Here is a 15,209-nt window from a genome sequence, read left to right on the forward strand (position 1 = left end):
CGACAACGCACCCGAAGGACGCCCATGACCCTGCTGAACTTTTCCCAACCGGCGCTCGACGACGCCACCCTCGCCGCCGTGACCGACACGATGAAGACCGGCTGGATCGCCAGCGGCCCGCGCGTCCTGGCATTCGAGCGCGCGCTGTCCGGGACCTTTGGCGGCCGTCCCACACGCACGCTGACGTCGGCCACGGGGGCGATGGAACTGGCGCTGCTGGCGTGCGGCATTGGTTCCGGCGACGAGGTGATCACGTCCACGCAAAGCTTTTTCTCGACGATGAACATGATCGTCAAGGTCGGCGCCCGCCCCGTGTTCGTCGACTGCGACCTCGTCACGCGCGCGATCGACCTCGACCAGGTGGCGGCCGCCATCACGCCGCGCACGAAGGCAATCGTGCCCACGCACTTCCCCGGCGCCCTGGGCGACATGGACGCGCTGTACGCGCTGGCCCGGCGCCACGGCCTGCGGGTGATCGAGGACGCGGCCCTCGTGCAGGGCTCGACGTGGAAGGGACAGCCCATCGGCAGCTTCGGCGACATCGCCACGTTCTCCTTCCACCCGAATAAAAACATGACGACGATCGAGGGCGGCGCCATCGTCGTGCCCGACGACGAGACTGCAAAGCGCATCGAGGTGCTGCGCTTCCACGGCATCGAGCGCCTGGCGGACGATACGCGCGACGTCGAGGTCGCGAGCGGCAAGTACAACATGTCGGACGTGTCGGCCGCGATCGGCCTCGCGCAGCTCGCGCAACTGCCCGCCTTCCTGGCGCAGCGCCAGCGGCTGGCCGAGCGTTATTTCGACGTGTTCCCGGACATCGACGGCGCCGTGCTGCCGCCGCGCGGCGTGCCGGGCCAGAGCTGGAACATGTTCTGCGTGCTGCTGCCGTACGAGGCGCTCGGCACGACGCGGCAACGCTTCCGCGCCGCACTGCGCGAACGGGAGATCGCGACGGGCCTGTCGTACGAACCGTCGCACCTGACGACGCTCGGCCGCAGCCTCGGCTGGCGCGAAGGCCAGTTCCCGAACGCGGAACGGATCGGCCGGGAGACCGTCACGATCCCCCTGCACTGCGGGATGAACGAAGCCGACGTGGACCGCGTGTGCGCGGCCATCGCCGACAGCTTGACCTGATCAGGCAGCCTTCAGCCCGGGCCGGGCGGTCTTGCGCGGAAAGCGCAGGTGGTAGCGCAGGCCCTGCCCCGGGCTGCTCTCCACGCGCAGCGAGCCTTGCAGCACGTTCGTCGCGAGGTTGTACAGGATGTGGCCACCGAGACCGCTGCCGCCGCTGCCGCGCTTCGTCGTGAAGAACGGGTCGAACAGCTTGGCGAGCGTCTCCGCATCCATGCCCACGCCGTCGTCGGCGTAGTCGAACACGACGTGGTCGCCGTCGAGCGCCGCGTGGAGCGTGATGTGGCCGGGCTGGTCGCGCTCGAAGCCGTGCATCAGCGAGTTGACGACCATGTTGGTGACGATCTGCGACACCGCGCCCGGAAAACTCTCCAGCAGCAGGTCCTTCGGGCAGTCGACCGCGACTTCCAGCGGCCGGCCCTTCAGCTTCGGCTGCAGCGACAGCAGCACTTCGTTCAGGTACGTGCCGAGATTGAAGGTGCGGATATCGTCCGAAGACTGGTCCACCGCGACCTGCTTGAAACTGCGCACGAGGGCCGCGGCGCGCTGCGTGTTGGTGGTCAGGATGCGCAGGGACTGGTCGACGATGTCGAAGAACGCCTCCAGGCTGTCCTGGGTCATGTCCCCCGCCGCCAGCTCCTCGCGCGTGAGCTTGAGTTCCTGCACGAGGTGGCTCGTGGCCGTCACGCAGATGCCCAGCGGCGTGTTGATCTCGTGCGCGACGCCGGCCACCATCTGGCCCAGCGACGCGAGCTTTTCCTTGCGCACCAGTTCCGTTTGCGCTTCCTGCAACTGGTGCAGCGCCTGTTCGAGCGCGGCGTTCTGCTGTTCCAGGCGCTCCTTGGCCTTGCGGATGGCGCGGTCGGCCTGCATGCGCGCGATCGCCACCGCCACGTGGCTGGAGATGAAGGCCATCAGGTCCAGGTCCGCCTTCGTGTAGACGACGGTCGGGTCATAGCTCTGCACGACCAGCACGCCGTACGCCTTGTCGTTGACGAGCATCGGCGCGCCGATCCAGCTCGCGATGTCCGTGCTCCCCAGCGGGTGCTTCACCTTGCCCGCCGCGTGCAGGCGCGCGAAGCTGCCGGCGTCGTGGAGCTGCGCCTGCTTCGTCTGCAGCACGTACGACACCATGCCCATCCCGAACGGGAAGCGCTGCTGCGGCGGCACGTCGTCCTTTTCGTCGGCAAAGTACGGGATGCTGATCTCGCCCGTGTCCGGATGCGTGAGCGCGATGATGAAGTTCTTCGCCATCATCAGTTCGCCGATGATGGCGTGCAGGCTGGCCGCCAGCACGTCGGTCTCGATGGCGGAGGCCGACAGGTCCGCGATCTGGTACAGCGCATGCTGCACCTGTTCCGCGCGGCGGCGCTCGGCCACCTCGCGCGCCAGCGCGCGCGTGCGCTCCTGCACGGCGCGCTCGAGGCGGTCCATGCTCTGCAGGCCCTGCAGCGCGTTCGACACGTGGTTGGCGATCAGCGCGAACAGCGCCTGGTCTTCCTCGCTGTACGTGTACTCGGGCAGGTAGCTCTGGATGACGATGGCGCCCACGGCCTCGTGCTGCTGGTCGAGCAGCGGGCAGCCCATCCAGTGCTCGGCGATGCTGCCCGTGCCCCAGACGCCGCCATTCTCGCGCGCCCGCATTTCCTCGCCCGTCACCACGAGGGGTTGCTTGTTGAGCATGACCCACGCCGTCGGCGATTCGTCGGGCGACGCCAGCGTCACACGCTCGTCGGGGCCCGGCCCCGCGTCGCGCGAGTCGACGAAATAGACGAACCGGACCGTGTCGTCTTCCCGCTCGGCCAACGTGACGTAGAAGTTCTCCGCATACATGATGCGGCCCAGCGCGCGGTGCACGGCGCCGATGAACTCGGTGACGTCGGTACAGCTGGCGGACAGGTGCCCGATGCCCAGCAGCATGGCCTGGACCGTTTCCAGGCGGGCGAGACGGTCTTCCATCGATTCCCCTTGTCGAACAAAAAGTTACGCTCGGGAAATCTTATCAGTTCAGGCCGTCTCTGCGGGGGTTGTGTCGCGAAAATGCCTTACCGGGGCGCGCGAAACTCGTTCTCGACCCAGGTGGATGCGGAAGACGGCGACAACTTGAAATCGGGACGCACGCGCACCTGCGCCACGCGCTCGCCCATCTCGTCGAACGCGCTCAGCAGCGCATACGGATTGTCCTCGTCCGGGACGATGTCCAGCGTCACCTTCAGCTCGCCGTCGGCGGTCGAGACGACGGTGCTCTTGTGCAATTGCGCGTGCAGCTGCTGCTCGTGGCGGCGGATGACTTCGGACGCCGTCTTGACGAGCGTGTGGAAAGCCGGCGTATCGAGCGGCTTCGGGTTTTTCTTGTCGCGGCCCATGGTCCAGGGGCCGACGAGGGCCGGCTCGGATTCGCCGTCCTTGTACATGGCCACGGCCCAGCCGTCGTCGTCTTCGTTCTTGATGACGCGTGCGGTCCAGCCGTTGCCCTGCCACAGACGGGGCTCCTGCACGGGAGCATCATCGTCGTGGTCTGGGATGTCGTCGTTCATTCTTGCTTTCTCGGTCGTGCGGGCATGCGCCCAGAAGCAAGATCATAGGCGTTCGCGGCGCACTGGACAAGCGCCGCTTCCGTACCGCTAGATGATGCGCAGGTCGGGGCCGCGGGGCGGCACGATGGGTGGGCCGGGCGGCGTGCTGCGCGGGTCGATCGCCGGCGAGGGGATCTGGCTCTTGAACGGATTGATGATGATCGGTGGAATCGCCGGCGGTGCCGATGGCGGATTCTTGTGGCCGGCGGCGTACTGGATACACTGCATGGAAAGCCTCCTGCAAACAGAGCAGGCTGTCAGTATAGACCTCGAGTCCAGCATTGCAAGGCTTGATTTCCGGCCACTTTTTGCCTTACTGCAGCGCGCGGTCGAGCAGTTCGACCCAGTGCTCCACCGGCACGTCCGTCCCCGACTGCAGGTGCGTGATGCAGCCGATGTTGGCGGACACGATGCGCTCCGGCGCCGTCGCTTCCAGCCGCGCCAGCTTGTCGTCGCGCAGCCGCAGCGACACCTCCTTGTGCAGCACCGAATACGTGCCGGCCGAGCCGCAGCACAGGTGGCTGTCCGCGCACAGCCGCACGTCGACGCCCGCCGCGCGCAGCAGGTCCTCGACCTTGCCGCGGATTTTCTGGCCATGCTGCAAGGTGCACGGCGGGTGGTACGCGACCCGCTCGCCCTTCTCCCGCGTTCCGAGCTTCGCCCGCAACTTGGCCTCGAACTCGGGCAGCACTTCGCTGACGTCCTTCGCCGCGGCCGAGACGCGCGCCGCCTTGTCGGCATATGCCGGATCGCCGGCCAGCGCATGGCCGTATTCCTTGATCATCGCGCCGCAGCCGGACGCGTTGATCAGGATGGTGTCGATGCCCTGCTCCAGATACGGCCACCACGCGTCGATATTGCGGCGCATGTCGGCGCGGCCGCCATCCGCATCGTTCATGTGCCAGCGGATGGCGCCGCAGCACCCGGCCCGGCTGGCCGCGACGATCTGCACGCCGACGGCATCGAACACGCGTGCCGTCGCCGCGTTGATGTTCGGCGACATCGCCGGCTGCACGCAGCCTTCCAGGAACAGCATCTTGTGCGTGTGCCCGGTGCGCGGCCACACGCCGGCGCTTTGCCGCGCGGGCACCTTGTCCTTCAACGCCTGCGGCAGCAGCGGCCGTACCGCCTGCCCCGCCTTCATGGCCGGCGTGAACAGCCAGCGGCGCGGCAGGGTTTCCTTCAGCAGCGTGCGCAGCATGCGCTGGCGCGCGGGCCGCGCGACCTGCTGCTCGACGACGCGCCGGCCGATGTCGGCCAGCCGTCCGTACTGCACGCCGGACGGACAGGTCGATTCGCAGTTGCGGCACGTGAGGCAGTGGTCCAGGTGCGCCTGGGTTTTATCGGTGGCGGGCCGGCCTTCGAGCACCTGCTTGATCAGGTAGATGCGGCCGCGCGGGCCTTCCAGCTCGTCGCCGGACAGTTGATAGGTCGGGCACGTGGCGGTACAGAAGCCGCAATGCACGCATTTGCGCAGAATCGCGTCGGCCTCGTCGCCGTCGCGCGTGCCCCGGATGAAATCGGCGAGATTGGTTTGCACGGCTAGAAATCCTTGTACATGCGGCCGCGGTTGAGCACCCCGGCCGGGTCGAACACATTTTTGAGTTGGTGGTGGATCGCGAGGACGGCGGGCGCCAGCGGCTGGAACACCCCGACACTCCCATCGCCGCCGCGGAACAGCGTCGCGTGGCCGCCGGCCTTGCCCGCGGCGGCGCGCACCGTGGCCGCATCGGCATCGGTGCGGAGCCAGCGCTGCGCCCCGCCCCATTCGATCAGTTGCGGTCCTTGCAGCGCCAGCGGCGGCGCAACCGTCGGCAGGGACAGGCGCCACATGCTGTCGGCGTCCGCGAAGAACGCGCCGTCATGCTCGCGCAGCGCGCGCCACCAGCCGTCGGCATCGTCCAGCAGTTCGCCACCGATGCGCTTGCGCGCCGCGTCGACGGCCGACCGCGCGCCGGACAGGCGCACCGTCAGCACGTCGTCGTGCCAGCTGGAGGCGGAGACCGGCAACGGCTGGCCGCCCCATTCGTTCAGCCGGCGCAGCGCCTCGTCCTCGTTCATGTGCAGCCGCACCGTGCATTCGGCGACGGGCTGCGGCAGCACCTTCAGCGACACCTCGGCGATCAGGCCGAACACGCCCAGCGATCCGGCCAGCAGGCGCGACACGTCGTAGCCCGCCACGTTCTTCATCACCTTGCCGCCGAAGTGCAGCGTCTCTCCCTTCCCGTCCACCAGCACGGCGCCGAGCACGAAATCGCGCACGGCGCCCGCGGCCTGGCGGCGCGGTCCGGACAAGCCGGCGGCCACGGTGCCGCCGATCGTCGCGCCGGGACCGAAGTGCGGCGGCTCGAACGCGAGCATCTGGCCGTGCTGCGCCAGGTGCGCCTCGATCTCGGCCAGCGGCGTGCCGCAGCGGGCCGTGATCACGAGTTCGGTCGGCTCGTAGTCCGTGATGCCGCGATACGTCGTCGTGTCGAGCACCGTGCCCTGCACGTCCTGCCCGTACCAGTCCTTGCTGCCGCCGCCGCGGATGCACAGCGGAGACCTGGTGGCGGTGGCATGGCCGATCCTGTCGGCGAAGTCTTGTAAGGTCGTATTCATCCTAAAAAGCGATCAGAAGCGCGGCAGGTTGGGAAACGGCATCCGCCCGTGGCGCACGTGCATGCGGCCGTATTCGGCGCAGCGGTGCAGGGTCGGAATCGCCTTGTCGGGATTGAGGATGCCGGCCGGATCGAAGGCGCGCTTGACGGCCAGGAACGCATCCAGCTCGGCGCGCGAGAACTGCACGCACATCGAATTGATCTTCTCGATGCCGACGCCATGTTCTCCCGTGATCGTGCCGCCCACCTCGACGCACAGTTCGAGGATGTCGGCGCCGAACTGCTCCGCGCGGTGGAATTCGCCCGGCACGTTCGCGTCGAACATGATCAGCGGGTGCAGGTTGCCGTCGCCGGCGTGGAACACGTTCGCGCAGCGCAGGCCATACTTCTGTTCCATGGCCTCGATCCGCTGCAGCACGTGGGCGAGGTGCTTGCGCGGGATCGTGCCGTCCATGCAGTAATAGTCCGGCGAGATGCGGCCGACGGCCGGGAACGCGTTCTTGCGGCCGGACCAGAAACGCAGGCGTTCCGCCTCGTCCCGCGACACGGCCAGCGCCGTCGCGCCGCACTCGCTCAGCACCTCGCTCATGCGCGCGATCTCTTCCTCGACTTCCTCGGCGATGCCGTCGGATTCGCACAGCAGCACGGCGGCGGCCCGCGTGTCGTAGCCGGCGTGCACGAATTCCTCCGCGACCTGCGTCGACAGCCGGTCCATCATCTCCAGGCCGGCCGGGATGATGCCCGCCGCGATCACGTTGGCGACCGCGTCGCCGGCCTTCACGATGTCGTCGAACGACGCCATCACGACGCGCGCCACGCGCGGCTTCGGCACCAGTTTCACCGTCACCTCGGTCACGACGCCGAGCATGCCTTCCGACCCGATGGCGACCGCGAGCAGGTCGAGCCCCGGCGCGTCCAGCGCCTCGCTGCCCAGTTCGACGATCTCGCCCTCAGTCGTCACCATCCGCACACGCAGCACGTTGTGCACGGTGAGACCGTATTTCAGGCAGTGCACGCCGCCGGAGTTCTCGGCGACGTTGCCGCCGATCGTGCACGCGATCTGCGACGACGGATCGGGCGCGTAATACAGCCCGTGCGGCGCGGCCGCTTCCGAGATCGCGAGATTGCGCACGCCGGGCTGCACGACGGCCGTGCGGGCGTACGGATCGAGTTTCACGATCCGGTTCAGGCGCGCCGTCGACAGCACGACACCGCCGGCGATCGGCATCGCGCCGCCGGACAGGCCGGTGCCGGCCCCGCGCGGCACGATCGGCAGGTTCAATTGCCGGCACACGGCGATGGCGGCCATGATCTGCGCCTCGTTCTCGGGCAGCAGCACGATCATCGGCATCTGGCGGTAGGCGGCGAGGCCGTCGCATTCGTACGGGCGCGTTTCCTCGGGGTCGGAGCGCACGCAGCGGTCCGGCAGGACGGCCAGAAGCGCGGCCAGCGGCGCGGCCGCAGCCTCGCGCTGGCTGACGGCCCGGGTTTCGGGAGAGACGGGAGCATTCATCGGACCACCATCAACGTGAACGGCCACACGTACGCCTGCAGCGTGACCAGGACACCGACCAGCACGGCCAGTGCGAGAGAATGGAAGAAGACGAAGCGCAGGATGTCGCCTTCGTGGTTGATCCAGCGCGTGGCCGTGGAGGCGACGACGATGGATTGGGCATCGATCATCTTGCCCATGACGCCGCCGGAACTGTTCGCGGCGCCCATCAGGTTCGGCGCGAGGCCCAGCTGCTCCGCCGCCACCTTCTGCATGCCGCCGAACAGCACGTTCGACGCGGTGTCGGAACCCGTCATCGCCACGCCCAGCCAGCCCATGAGGGTGCCGAAGAACGGGTACAGCGCGCCCGTGTTGGCGAAGGCGAGGCCCAGCGTGGTATCGGTGCCGGAGTAGCGCGTGAGCGTGCCCAGGGCCAGCATCAGCACGATGGTCAGCAGCGAGTAGCGCACGAGCCACAGCGTACGGAAGAACGTGCGCACGATGGCACCCAGGCTGTAGTGCATGAACAGCGCGCCGGCGATGGCGGACAGCAGGATGCCGGTGCCCGTCGCCGACAACAGGTTGAACACGTAGATCGCGGATTCCGGCTCGGCGTGCGGCACCACCGGCGGCACGCGCATCACCAGGTTATGCAGGCCGTCCATCGGGAATTTCGGCGCGAACAGCGTGTTGAAATACGCCTTCACCGGCGGCAGGCCCCAGATGAAGACGAACACGGTCAGGATGAGCCACGGCGTCCAGGCGCGCACGATCTCCGCCCGCGAATACTTCTCGACGGTCGCCGCGGGCCGCGCGGTCTCCGCCTCGCGGCCCTTGAGGCTGGCCGACGTCCACACGGTCTTCGGCTGCCACACGCGCAGGAACAGGATCAGCGACGCCATCGACACGAGGGCCGCGATGATGTCCACCAGTTCCGGGCCGATGAAGTTCGACACGAGGAATTGCGGGATCGCGAACGACAGGCCCGTCACGAGGATCGCGGGCCAGATGTCCCACATCGCCTTGCGGCCGGCGAACGCCCAGATCAGCCAGAACGGCACGAGCAGCGAGAAGAACGGCAGCTGGCGGCCGATCATGGCCGTCACTTCCATCAGGTCGTAGCCGTGCACCTTGGCCAGGGTGATCACGGGCGAACCGAGCGCGCCGAAGGCGACCGGCGCCGTGTTCGCGATCAGCGACAGGCCGGACGCGGCTAGCGGCGAGAACCCGAGCCCGATCAGGATGCCGGCCGTGACCGCGACCGGCGTGCCGAAGCCCGCCGCGCCCTCGAAGAACGCGCCGAAGCAGAACGCGATCAGGAGCAGTTGCAGGCGGCGGTCGTTCGTGATGCCGGACAGCGATGCCTGCAGCACCTTGAAGCTGCCGTTCTGTTCGCACAACTGCTGCAGGAAGATGATGTTCAGGACGATCCAGCCGATGGGCAGCAGGCCCGTGAAACCGCCCAGCAGCGCGGCCTTGCCGGCCATCGCGGCCGGCATCGAGTAGGCGAAGACGGCCACGCAGAACGCCGCGGCGAGGCCGAGCGCGGCCGCGATGTGCGCCTTGATGTGGAAGAAGCCGAGCGCGGCGAGCATCACCACCACGGGGATCGCGGCCAGCAGGGTCGATAGGGCCATGCTGCCGAACGGATCATAAACCTGTTGCCATACCATCTACGTCTCCTTGATTGATTGAATTCTTATTGGGGCTGATTCTTGTCGCGCAGCAGGTCGGCCAGGCTGCGCGGTGCGGGCTTGAGGGGGGTTCTGTATTTTGTCCAGCCCAGTTGCTGCGTCGGCGCCAGCACACGCAGCCGTGTGGCCGCCCAGCGGAACATGCGGTACACGCCGGGCCGGCCGAACGCGCCGCGCCAGAAGCGCCAGACGAGGCGCTCGCCGCGGCTGTACCTGGCGCCCTGCCCGCGCAGCGGATGTTCGACCTCGGCGTCGGGATTGCGGTTCGCTTCCGTGCGCAGGCGCACGAGCAGTTGCGGGATCGGGATGCGCACGGGGCAGACGTCGCCGCACGCGCCGCACAGGCTCGACGCCGTGGCCAGATCTGCCGTCGACTCCAGGCCCAGCAGGTGCGGCGACAGGATCGCGCCGATCGGCCCCGGATACGTCGTGCCGTACGCATGGCCGCCGATGCGGCCGTAGACGGGGCAATGGTTCATGCACGCGCCGCAGCGGATGCATTGCAGCGTGGCCCGCAGCTCCTCGTCGGCATAGGCCTGGGTGCGGCCGTTGTCGAGCAGGACGAGGTGCAGTTCGCGCGGGCCGTCCAGCTCACCGGCGCGGCGCGGGCCCGAAATCAAATTGAAATACGTGGTGACGGCCTGCCCCGTCGCGGAGCGCGTCAGCAGGCTCGCGAGCGGCACGATGTGCTCCAGCTTTTCCACGACCTTCTCGATGCCCATGATGGCGATGTGCACGTCCGGCACGGTGGTCGACAGGCGGCCGTTGCCCTCGTTCTCGACGAGCCACAGGGTGCCCGTGTCGGCCGCGGCGAAGTTCACGCCGGACAGGCCGATGTCGGCCTCGACGAACGCATTGCGCAACGTATGGCGTCCGGTCTGGATCAGGCGGTCGACGTCTTCCGTGTACTCCGTGTCCGGAATGTGCTCGGCGAACAGCGCGCCGATGTCGGCGCGGGTCTTGTGAATCGCCGGCATCACGATGTGCGACGGCTTTTCGCCCGCCAGCTGGACGATGTATTCGCCCATGTCGGACTCCAGGCACTTGATGCCGCGCGCTTCGAGGTAGTGATTCAGCTCGATCTCCTCGCTCGCCATCGACTTGCCCTTGACGATGCTCTGCGCGCCGCGCGCGGTGGCGATGCCGTGGATGATCGCATTCGCTTCCTCGGGCGATGCCGCCCAGTGGACCGTCGCGCCGGCCGCCGTCAGCTTCGCTTCCAGCCGTTCCAGCAGCGCGGGCAGTTTTGCAAGCGCGTTCTTGCGCACCGCTTCGCCGAGGTCGCGCAGGCGCTGGAGCTCGTCGTCGTCGCCGAACTGGCTGCGGCGCTTGTCCTGCAGGAAGGTCATCGCGCCCTTGAAACTCTGGCGCAGCTGGGCATCGTCCAGCGCCGCGCGGCTGCGGGCGTGGAAATCCTGGGACGGGACGAACTGCAAGGGGGACGTGGTCATGCGCTCTCCCCGGTGACGATGACGACCCACGTCCAGCGCGGACCGTGCGCGCCGAAGGCCAGGGTCTGCTGGATGTCGGACGTGCGGGATGGCCCCGTCGCGAGCACGAGGTTGGTCGGCATGCCGTCCTGCCAGCGCTCCGCGTGCAGCGCCTGGTGCAGGTCGGCGTGCAGGGTGTGCGCGTGGACGAGCGCGATGTGCAGCGGCGGCACCAGCGACATGGTGCGGGGAGACGCCGCATCCGGCGCCAGCACCAGCGTGCCGGTGGCGGCGATGCCGGAACGGGCGACCGTGAAGCCGGCATCGACGGTGCCGAACAGTTCTCCTTTCCAGTCTTCCAGCGGACGGTCGAAGGCGAGCGCTTCGACGCTCGGCGGCAGCGCGGCACGCAGGGCGCGGCCTTCGGCGCTCGCGCTGTCGACGAGGATGCGGCGCACGCCCGCGTCGGCGATGCGTTGCGCCAGCAGCGCGGGCCATTCGTCGGCCCGGGCGCACCACGCCTGCGCGCGCACGGCCTCCAGCGCGGCCTGCATGCGCTGCGCGAGAACGTGTGGCGACGCGTCGCCGCGGCGCGCGTCAAAATGGGCGTCGATGCGGAGTTCGAGATCGTTGATGTCCGCCCCGTGCGGAGCGGCCGCGCGCAGGCGGCCCAGGATGCGGTCGCGTGCGCTCATGCCTGTTCTCCCGCGCCACCAATTCGGCGCCACAGGAAGCTGGCCAGATGCTCGACGGCGAGCGGCGCGCCCTGGTGCTGCGCGGCGTGGCCGATGTTGAGCAGGCAGGCGCAATCGGCCGACACGACGCGGCGGCAGCCCGTCGCGCGCATGGACGCGATCTTGTCCGTGACCATGGCGCCGGAAATGTCCGCATGCTTGATCGAGAACGAGCCGCCGAAACCGCAGCATTCGGATTCGTGCTCGTGCTCCACGCGCGTCACGCCGGGCACCGCGTCGACCAGCGCCACGCCATGGGCCCGCGTGCCCATCTCGCGCCGCGCGGAACAGGAGGTGTGCAGGACGACGTCCTCCGGCACCACGGGCGCCCCGGCCGGCAGCTTCCACTCCAGGACGTGCAGCAGGAACGCGCCGAACTCGACCACGCGTGCCGCCACGGCCTGAGCCTGCGGGCTCAGGGCCGGGTCGGCGCGGAACAGCTCGGGCCAGTGCTTGCGCATCATGCCCGCGCACGAGCCGGAGGGGACGATGATGGGCCAGGGTTCGGGAAACAGGTCCAGCTGGGCGCGCGCGACGGCCCGGGCCTCGTCCGGGTTACCGCTGCTCCAGGCGGGCTGTCCGCAGCAGCTCTGGCCGCGTGGGTAGTGAACGGTGACGCCGGCCGCTTCCAGCACGCGCACGGCGTCGAGCCCGGCCTGCGGCATGAACAGGTCGATCACACACGTACCGAACAGATACACGTTGCGAGTCATGCAATGTCTCCAAAAGGGATTGTGTTTTTTCTTTTAGTTGTCAGATCTTTCCAGTATTCTCAGGGCATCACAAACTGGTTGGGCCAGAGCAGGAGAAGTCGTGGGACAAGTCAAGTCGGTCACCAGCAAACTTGAAGAGGCATTGCTTGAAGGCACTTTCCCGGCCAACTCGAAGCTGCCGTCGGAGCGCGAGCTGGCCGAACGTTACGGGGTATCGCGCAACACGGTGCGCGAGGCGATCCAGCAACTGGGGGCGCGCGGGCTCGTGCGCATCCGCCCGCGCAGCGGGGTGTTCGTGTCGGACCAGTTGCGCACGGGCGCGACGTCGCCGTGGGGCCAGCTGATCGCCGACAGCCCCGCGCGGCGCGAAGACATCCTGGAATTCCGGCGCGTGCTGGAAGGCGCCACCGCCTATTTCGCCGCCCTGCGCGGCACGGACGACGACCTGGAACGCATCCGCGGCGCGATGGCGCGGCTCGACCAGGCGCGCCGGGACAGCAACCATGCCGCCGAATCGCGCATCGACGTCGAACTGCACGAGGCGATCGCCCAGGCCTCGGGCAATAGCATGTTCCTGCACCTGCACAGCAGCGTCACGAAGATGATGCGCGAGCACATCATCCGCAACGTCGACGGCTTGCGCGAGCTGAATCAATCGGTGTCGGAAATCCTGGCGCTGCAGCACCGCACGATCTGCGACGCGATCTGCGCGCGGCGCCCGGAAGAAGCGCGCACGGCGATGCAGACGCACATCGACTACGTGCGCAGCCGGTTCGACGCGGACGAGGGATAGCCGACGCTGGTTGGGCCAGCGCCGTTCGTCCGCCTTTGCAACGCTCCGCCCCCCGAAAAATGCAGTTTGTCGCAGTCAGATGGAGCGCATCGGGACGTATGGATACAGTACGACCATCCGATCAACGACACCCCGAGGACCCATCATGAAAAAGACCGCCGCCATCATCATCCTGTTCCTGTTCGCCCTGCTCGTCTGGAACGTCTTCACGTTCGGCGACAGCGTCGTCACGATCGGCGACGAGGACATCGGCGGGCCGCTGGGCGCCGTGCTGGCGACGGTCTTCGCGGGCGGCGGCATGCTGCTGGCCGGATTGATCATGCTGTTCGTGGGCGCCGTGCTCGCCGTGGTGTTCGCCGGCGTGGGCGTCCTGGTCATCGGCGGCCTGGCCCTGGGTGCCTGCGTGCTGGCCCTGCTGATTTCGCCGCTGCTGCTGCCGCTGCTGGTGCCGCTGGCGATCGTGTGGTTCTTCGTGAGCCGCTCGCGCAAGCACCGCATCATGCAGCAGGCGGTGTAATCAGATCCCTTCGATTAATCTCATCGCGAACACGATCGGCAACCCGGCCGCGATCACCTTCCGCGCGGCCGCGCCGTGGTCGTACGGCACCCTGAAATACTGGATTTCACGCGCGACATCGTCGAACAACGCATAGCACGCCGCGTTGTTCTGGTCGCGCGGCTGGCCCACGGCGCCGGGGAGCACGAGGTACTGGTGCTGCGGCTGCAGCGGGATCACCTCCCCGGCCTGCGGCACGTGGCGGCCCATGCGGCCATCGTCGGCGCGGCGGTACAGCGCGGGCGCATGCACGTGGCCGGAAAACACGATGCGGCTGCCGCTGGCGCGGATGCTGCGTTCGGCCTCCTCGATCCCAGTCACGTATTCCCACCGCTCGGGCGCATGCGCGCTCGCATGCACGAAGCACGCGTTCCCGTGCCGTTGGACGAGGGGCAGCGCGGCCAGGAACGCCAGCTGCCCGGCTTCCAGCTGGCCGCCCGTCCAGGCGATGACTTCGCGCGCTTCCGCATGCATGCGCGGATTCAACGGCCGCGTGACGGCAACATCGTGATTGCCCTGCACCGCGACGGCGCCCCGCTCAACGTACTCCATCACGGTGCGCACGACCCAGGCCGGATCGGCGCCGTAGCCGACGAAGTCGCCCGTGAACGCATATTGGTCGACGTGCTGGCGTTCCGCGTGCGCGAGGCAGGCCTCGACGGCTTCGCGGTTCGCGTGCAGGTCGGTCAGCAGCGCGAGGCGCATGTCAGCTACCCAGGCGCTCCCGCGCGTACTGCTCGTAGCCGCGTGCACGCAGCTCGCACGCCGGGCACTTGCCGCAGCCATGGCCCCACGCGTGCGCGGCGCCCCGTTCGCCCAGGTAGCAGGTGTGGGTGTCGAAGCGGATCAGGTCGACGAGCGCCTCGCCGCCGCACTGCTCCGCCAGTTGCCACGTCTGCTTCTTGTCGATCCACATCAGCGGCGTCTCGACCTTCAGGCGCGTGGCCATGCCCAGGTTCAGCGCGACCTGCAGCGCCTTCATCGTGTCGTCGCGACAGTCCGGGTAGCCGGAGAAATCCGTCTCGCACATCCCGCCCACGAGCACAGTCAGGCCGCGGCGGTACGCCACGGTCGCCGCCACCGTCATGAACAGCAGGTTGCGGCCGGGAACGAAGGTGTTCGGCAAGCCGTTGGCCTGCATCTGGATCTCGACGTTGCTGGTCAGCGCCGTGTCGGAAATGCGCGAGATCAGCGACAGGTCGATCAGGTGATCCTCGCCCAGGCGCTGGTCCCAGGTGGCCGACAGCGCGCGCATCTTCGCGAGCACGGGCGCGCGCACGTCGAGTTCGATCGCATGGCGCTGGCCGTAGTCGAAGCCGATGGTTTCCACGTGCTCGTAGCGTTGCAGCGCCCACGCGAGACAGGTGGTGGAATCCTGTCCTCCGCTGAACAGGACGAGGGCGGTATCGGGTTGGTGCATGATGGGTTCCTGTAATGACGTCGTCGCTGAGTCGTCCGCCATCTTATTTGACAATCAGTTAAGATGT

The 15,209-nt window shown here is 68.1% G+C and carries 15 protein-coding genes; 3 read left to right on the forward strand and 12 right to left on the reverse strand.

The window, feature by feature from the left end; all coding sequences use genetic code 11:
* Positions 1–24 precede the first annotated feature (24 nt).
* Positions 25–1,137 carry a DegT/DnrJ/EryC1/StrS family aminotransferase gene (locus ACEN9G_RS09370; protein ID WP_413338782.1) on the forward strand — a complete coding sequence of 371 codons (1,113 nt, stop codon included), beginning with the start codon at positions 25–27 and terminating at the stop codon, positions 1,135–1,137.
* Here the strand turns inward: ACEN9G_RS09370 and ACEN9G_RS09375 are convergent, their stop codons facing one another.
* From ACEN9G_RS09375 to ACEN9G_RS09420, 10 genes are all read right to left on the reverse strand, one after another.
* Positions 1,138–3,093 carry a GAF domain-containing sensor histidine kinase gene (locus ACEN9G_RS09375; RefSeq protein ID WP_413338784.1) on the reverse strand — a complete coding sequence of 652 codons (1,956 nt, stop codon included), beginning with the start codon at positions 3,091–3,093 and terminating at the stop codon, positions 1,138–1,140.
* A gap of 86 nt (positions 3,094–3,179) precedes the next feature.
* On the reverse strand, positions 3,180–3,671 hold the full coding sequence (locus ACEN9G_RS09380) for a hypothetical protein (protein ID WP_056126817.1): 492 nt from the start codon (positions 3,669–3,671) through the stop codon (positions 3,180–3,182).
* An 87-nt stretch (positions 3,672–3,758) separates the two neighbouring features.
* A complete protein-coding gene (locus ACEN9G_RS09385) occupies positions 3,759–3,938 on the reverse strand; it encodes a hypothetical protein (RefSeq protein WP_413338786.1) in 180 nt (59 codons plus the stop codon).
* A gap of 85 nt (positions 3,939–4,023) precedes the next feature.
* Positions 4,024–5,250 carry a glycolate oxidase subunit GlcF gene (glcF, locus tag ACEN9G_RS09390; RefSeq protein ID WP_413338788.1) on the reverse strand — a complete coding sequence of 409 codons (1,227 nt, stop codon included), beginning with the start codon at positions 5,248–5,250 and terminating at the stop codon, positions 4,024–4,026.
* Positions 5,251–5,252: 2 nt separating this feature from the next.
* Entirely contained in the window at positions 5,253–6,311 is a 1,059-nt protein-coding gene (glcE, locus tag ACEN9G_RS09395) for a glycolate oxidase subunit GlcE (RefSeq protein ID WP_483126597.1), read from the reverse strand.
* 12 nt (positions 6,312–6,323) lie between these two features.
* Positions 6,324–7,823, reverse strand: coding sequence for an FAD-linked oxidase C-terminal domain-containing protein (locus ACEN9G_RS09400; protein WP_413338790.1), 1,500 nt, complete (start codon positions 7,821–7,823; stop codon positions 6,324–6,326).
* Positions 7,820–9,475 (reverse strand): L-lactate permease, encoded by a 1,656-nt coding sequence (locus tag ACEN9G_RS09405; protein WP_413338792.1) that lies wholly within the window; start codon positions 9,473–9,475, stop codon positions 7,820–7,822. The genes ACEN9G_RS09400 and ACEN9G_RS09405 overlap by 4 nt, the downstream gene beginning before the upstream one ends.
* Before the next feature lie 26 nt (positions 9,476–9,501).
* The gene (locus ACEN9G_RS09410) at positions 9,502–10,947 is read right to left on the reverse strand and encodes a LutB/LldF family L-lactate oxidation iron-sulfur protein (protein WP_413338794.1); all 1,446 of its coding nucleotides are present in this window, start codon (positions 10,945–10,947) and stop codon (positions 9,502–9,504) included.
* A complete protein-coding gene (locus ACEN9G_RS09415; protein ID WP_483126598.1) occupies positions 10,944–11,621 on the reverse strand; it encodes a LutC/YkgG family protein in 678 nt (225 codons plus the stop codon). Before ACEN9G_RS09415 ends, ACEN9G_RS09410 begins: the two co-directional genes overlap by 4 nt.
* Complete coding sequence (locus tag ACEN9G_RS09420; protein ID WP_413342199.1) at positions 11,618–12,373, reverse strand: (Fe-S)-binding protein; 756 nt, start codon at positions 12,371–12,373, stop codon at positions 11,618–11,620. Before ACEN9G_RS09420 ends, ACEN9G_RS09415 begins: the two co-directional genes overlap by 4 nt.
* Before the next feature lie 100 nt (positions 12,374–12,473).
* Here ACEN9G_RS09420 and ACEN9G_RS09425 point away from each other — a divergent pair, with 100 nt between their 5' ends.
* Together ACEN9G_RS09425 and ACEN9G_RS09430 are read left to right on the forward strand one after the other, a co-directional pair.
* Entirely contained in the window at positions 12,474–13,166 is a 693-nt protein-coding gene (locus ACEN9G_RS09425) for a FadR/GntR family transcriptional regulator (protein ID WP_413342197.1), read from the forward strand.
* Between the two features lie 145 nt (positions 13,167–13,311).
* The gene (locus ACEN9G_RS09430) at positions 13,312–13,683 is read left to right on the forward strand and encodes a hypothetical protein (protein ID WP_413342195.1); all 372 of its coding nucleotides are present in this window, start codon (positions 13,312–13,314) and stop codon (positions 13,681–13,683) included.
* On the opposite strand, the gene ACEN9G_RS09435 is transcribed toward ACEN9G_RS09430, so the two are convergent.
* Positions 13,684–14,427, reverse strand: a complete 744-nt coding sequence (locus ACEN9G_RS09435) for a metallophosphoesterase family protein (RefSeq protein WP_413342194.1) — start codon at positions 14,425–14,427, stop codon at positions 13,684–13,686.
* Position 14,428: 1 nt separating this feature from the next.
* Entirely contained in the window at positions 14,429–15,142 is a 714-nt protein-coding gene (queC, locus tag ACEN9G_RS09440; RefSeq protein WP_413342192.1) for a 7-cyano-7-deazaguanine synthase QueC, read from the reverse strand.
* Positions 15,143–15,209: the final 67 nt, after the last annotated feature.

It is taken from the genome of Massilia sp. Masssp94 (genome assembly GCF_059491305.1).

Coding starts and splice junctions, on each gene's coding strand:
- ACEN9G_RS09370 (WP_413338782.1), top strand. CDS start 25: ATGACCCTGCTGAACTTTTCCCAACCGGCGCTCGACGACGCCACCCTC.
- ACEN9G_RS09375 (WP_413338784.1), bottom strand. CDS start 3,093: ATGGAAGACCGTCTCGCCCGCCTGGAAACGGTCCAGGCCATGCTGCTG.
- ACEN9G_RS09380 (WP_056126817.1), bottom strand. CDS start 3,671: ATGAACGACGACATCCCAGACCACGACGATGATGCTCCCGTGCAGGAG.
- ACEN9G_RS09385 (WP_413338786.1), bottom strand. CDS start 3,938: ATGCAGTGTATCCAGTACGCCGCCGGCCACAAGAATCCGCCATCGGCA.
- glcE (WP_483126597.1), bottom strand. CDS start 6,311: ATGAATACGACCTTACAAGACTTCGCCGACAGGATCGGCCATGCCACC.
- ACEN9G_RS09400 (WP_413338790.1), bottom strand. CDS start 7,823: ATGAATGCTCCCGTCTCTCCCGAAACCCGGGCCGTCAGCCAGCGCGAG.
- ACEN9G_RS09405 (WP_413338792.1), bottom strand. CDS start 9,475: ATGGTATGGCAACAGGTTTATGATCCGTTCGGCAGCATGGCCCTATCG.
- ACEN9G_RS09410 (WP_413338794.1), bottom strand. CDS start 10,947: ATGACCACGTCCCCCTTGCAGTTCGTCCCGTCCCAGGATTTCCACGCC.
- ACEN9G_RS09415 (WP_483126598.1), bottom strand. CDS start 11,621: ATGAGCGCACGCGACCGCATCCTGGGCCGCCTGCGCGCGGCCGCTCCG.
- ACEN9G_RS09420 (WP_413342199.1), bottom strand. CDS start 12,373: ATGACTCGCAACGTGTATCTGTTCGGTACGTGTGTGATCGACCTGTTC.
- ACEN9G_RS09430 (WP_413342195.1), top strand. CDS start 13,312: ATGAAAAAGACCGCCGCCATCATCATCCTGTTCCTGTTCGCCCTGCTC.
- ACEN9G_RS09435 (WP_413342194.1), bottom strand. CDS start 14,427: ATGCGCCTCGCGCTGCTGACCGACCTGCACGCGAACCGCGAAGCCGTC.
- queC (WP_413342192.1), bottom strand. CDS start 15,142: ATGCACCAACCCGATACCGCCCTCGTCCTGTTCAGCGGAGGACAGGAT.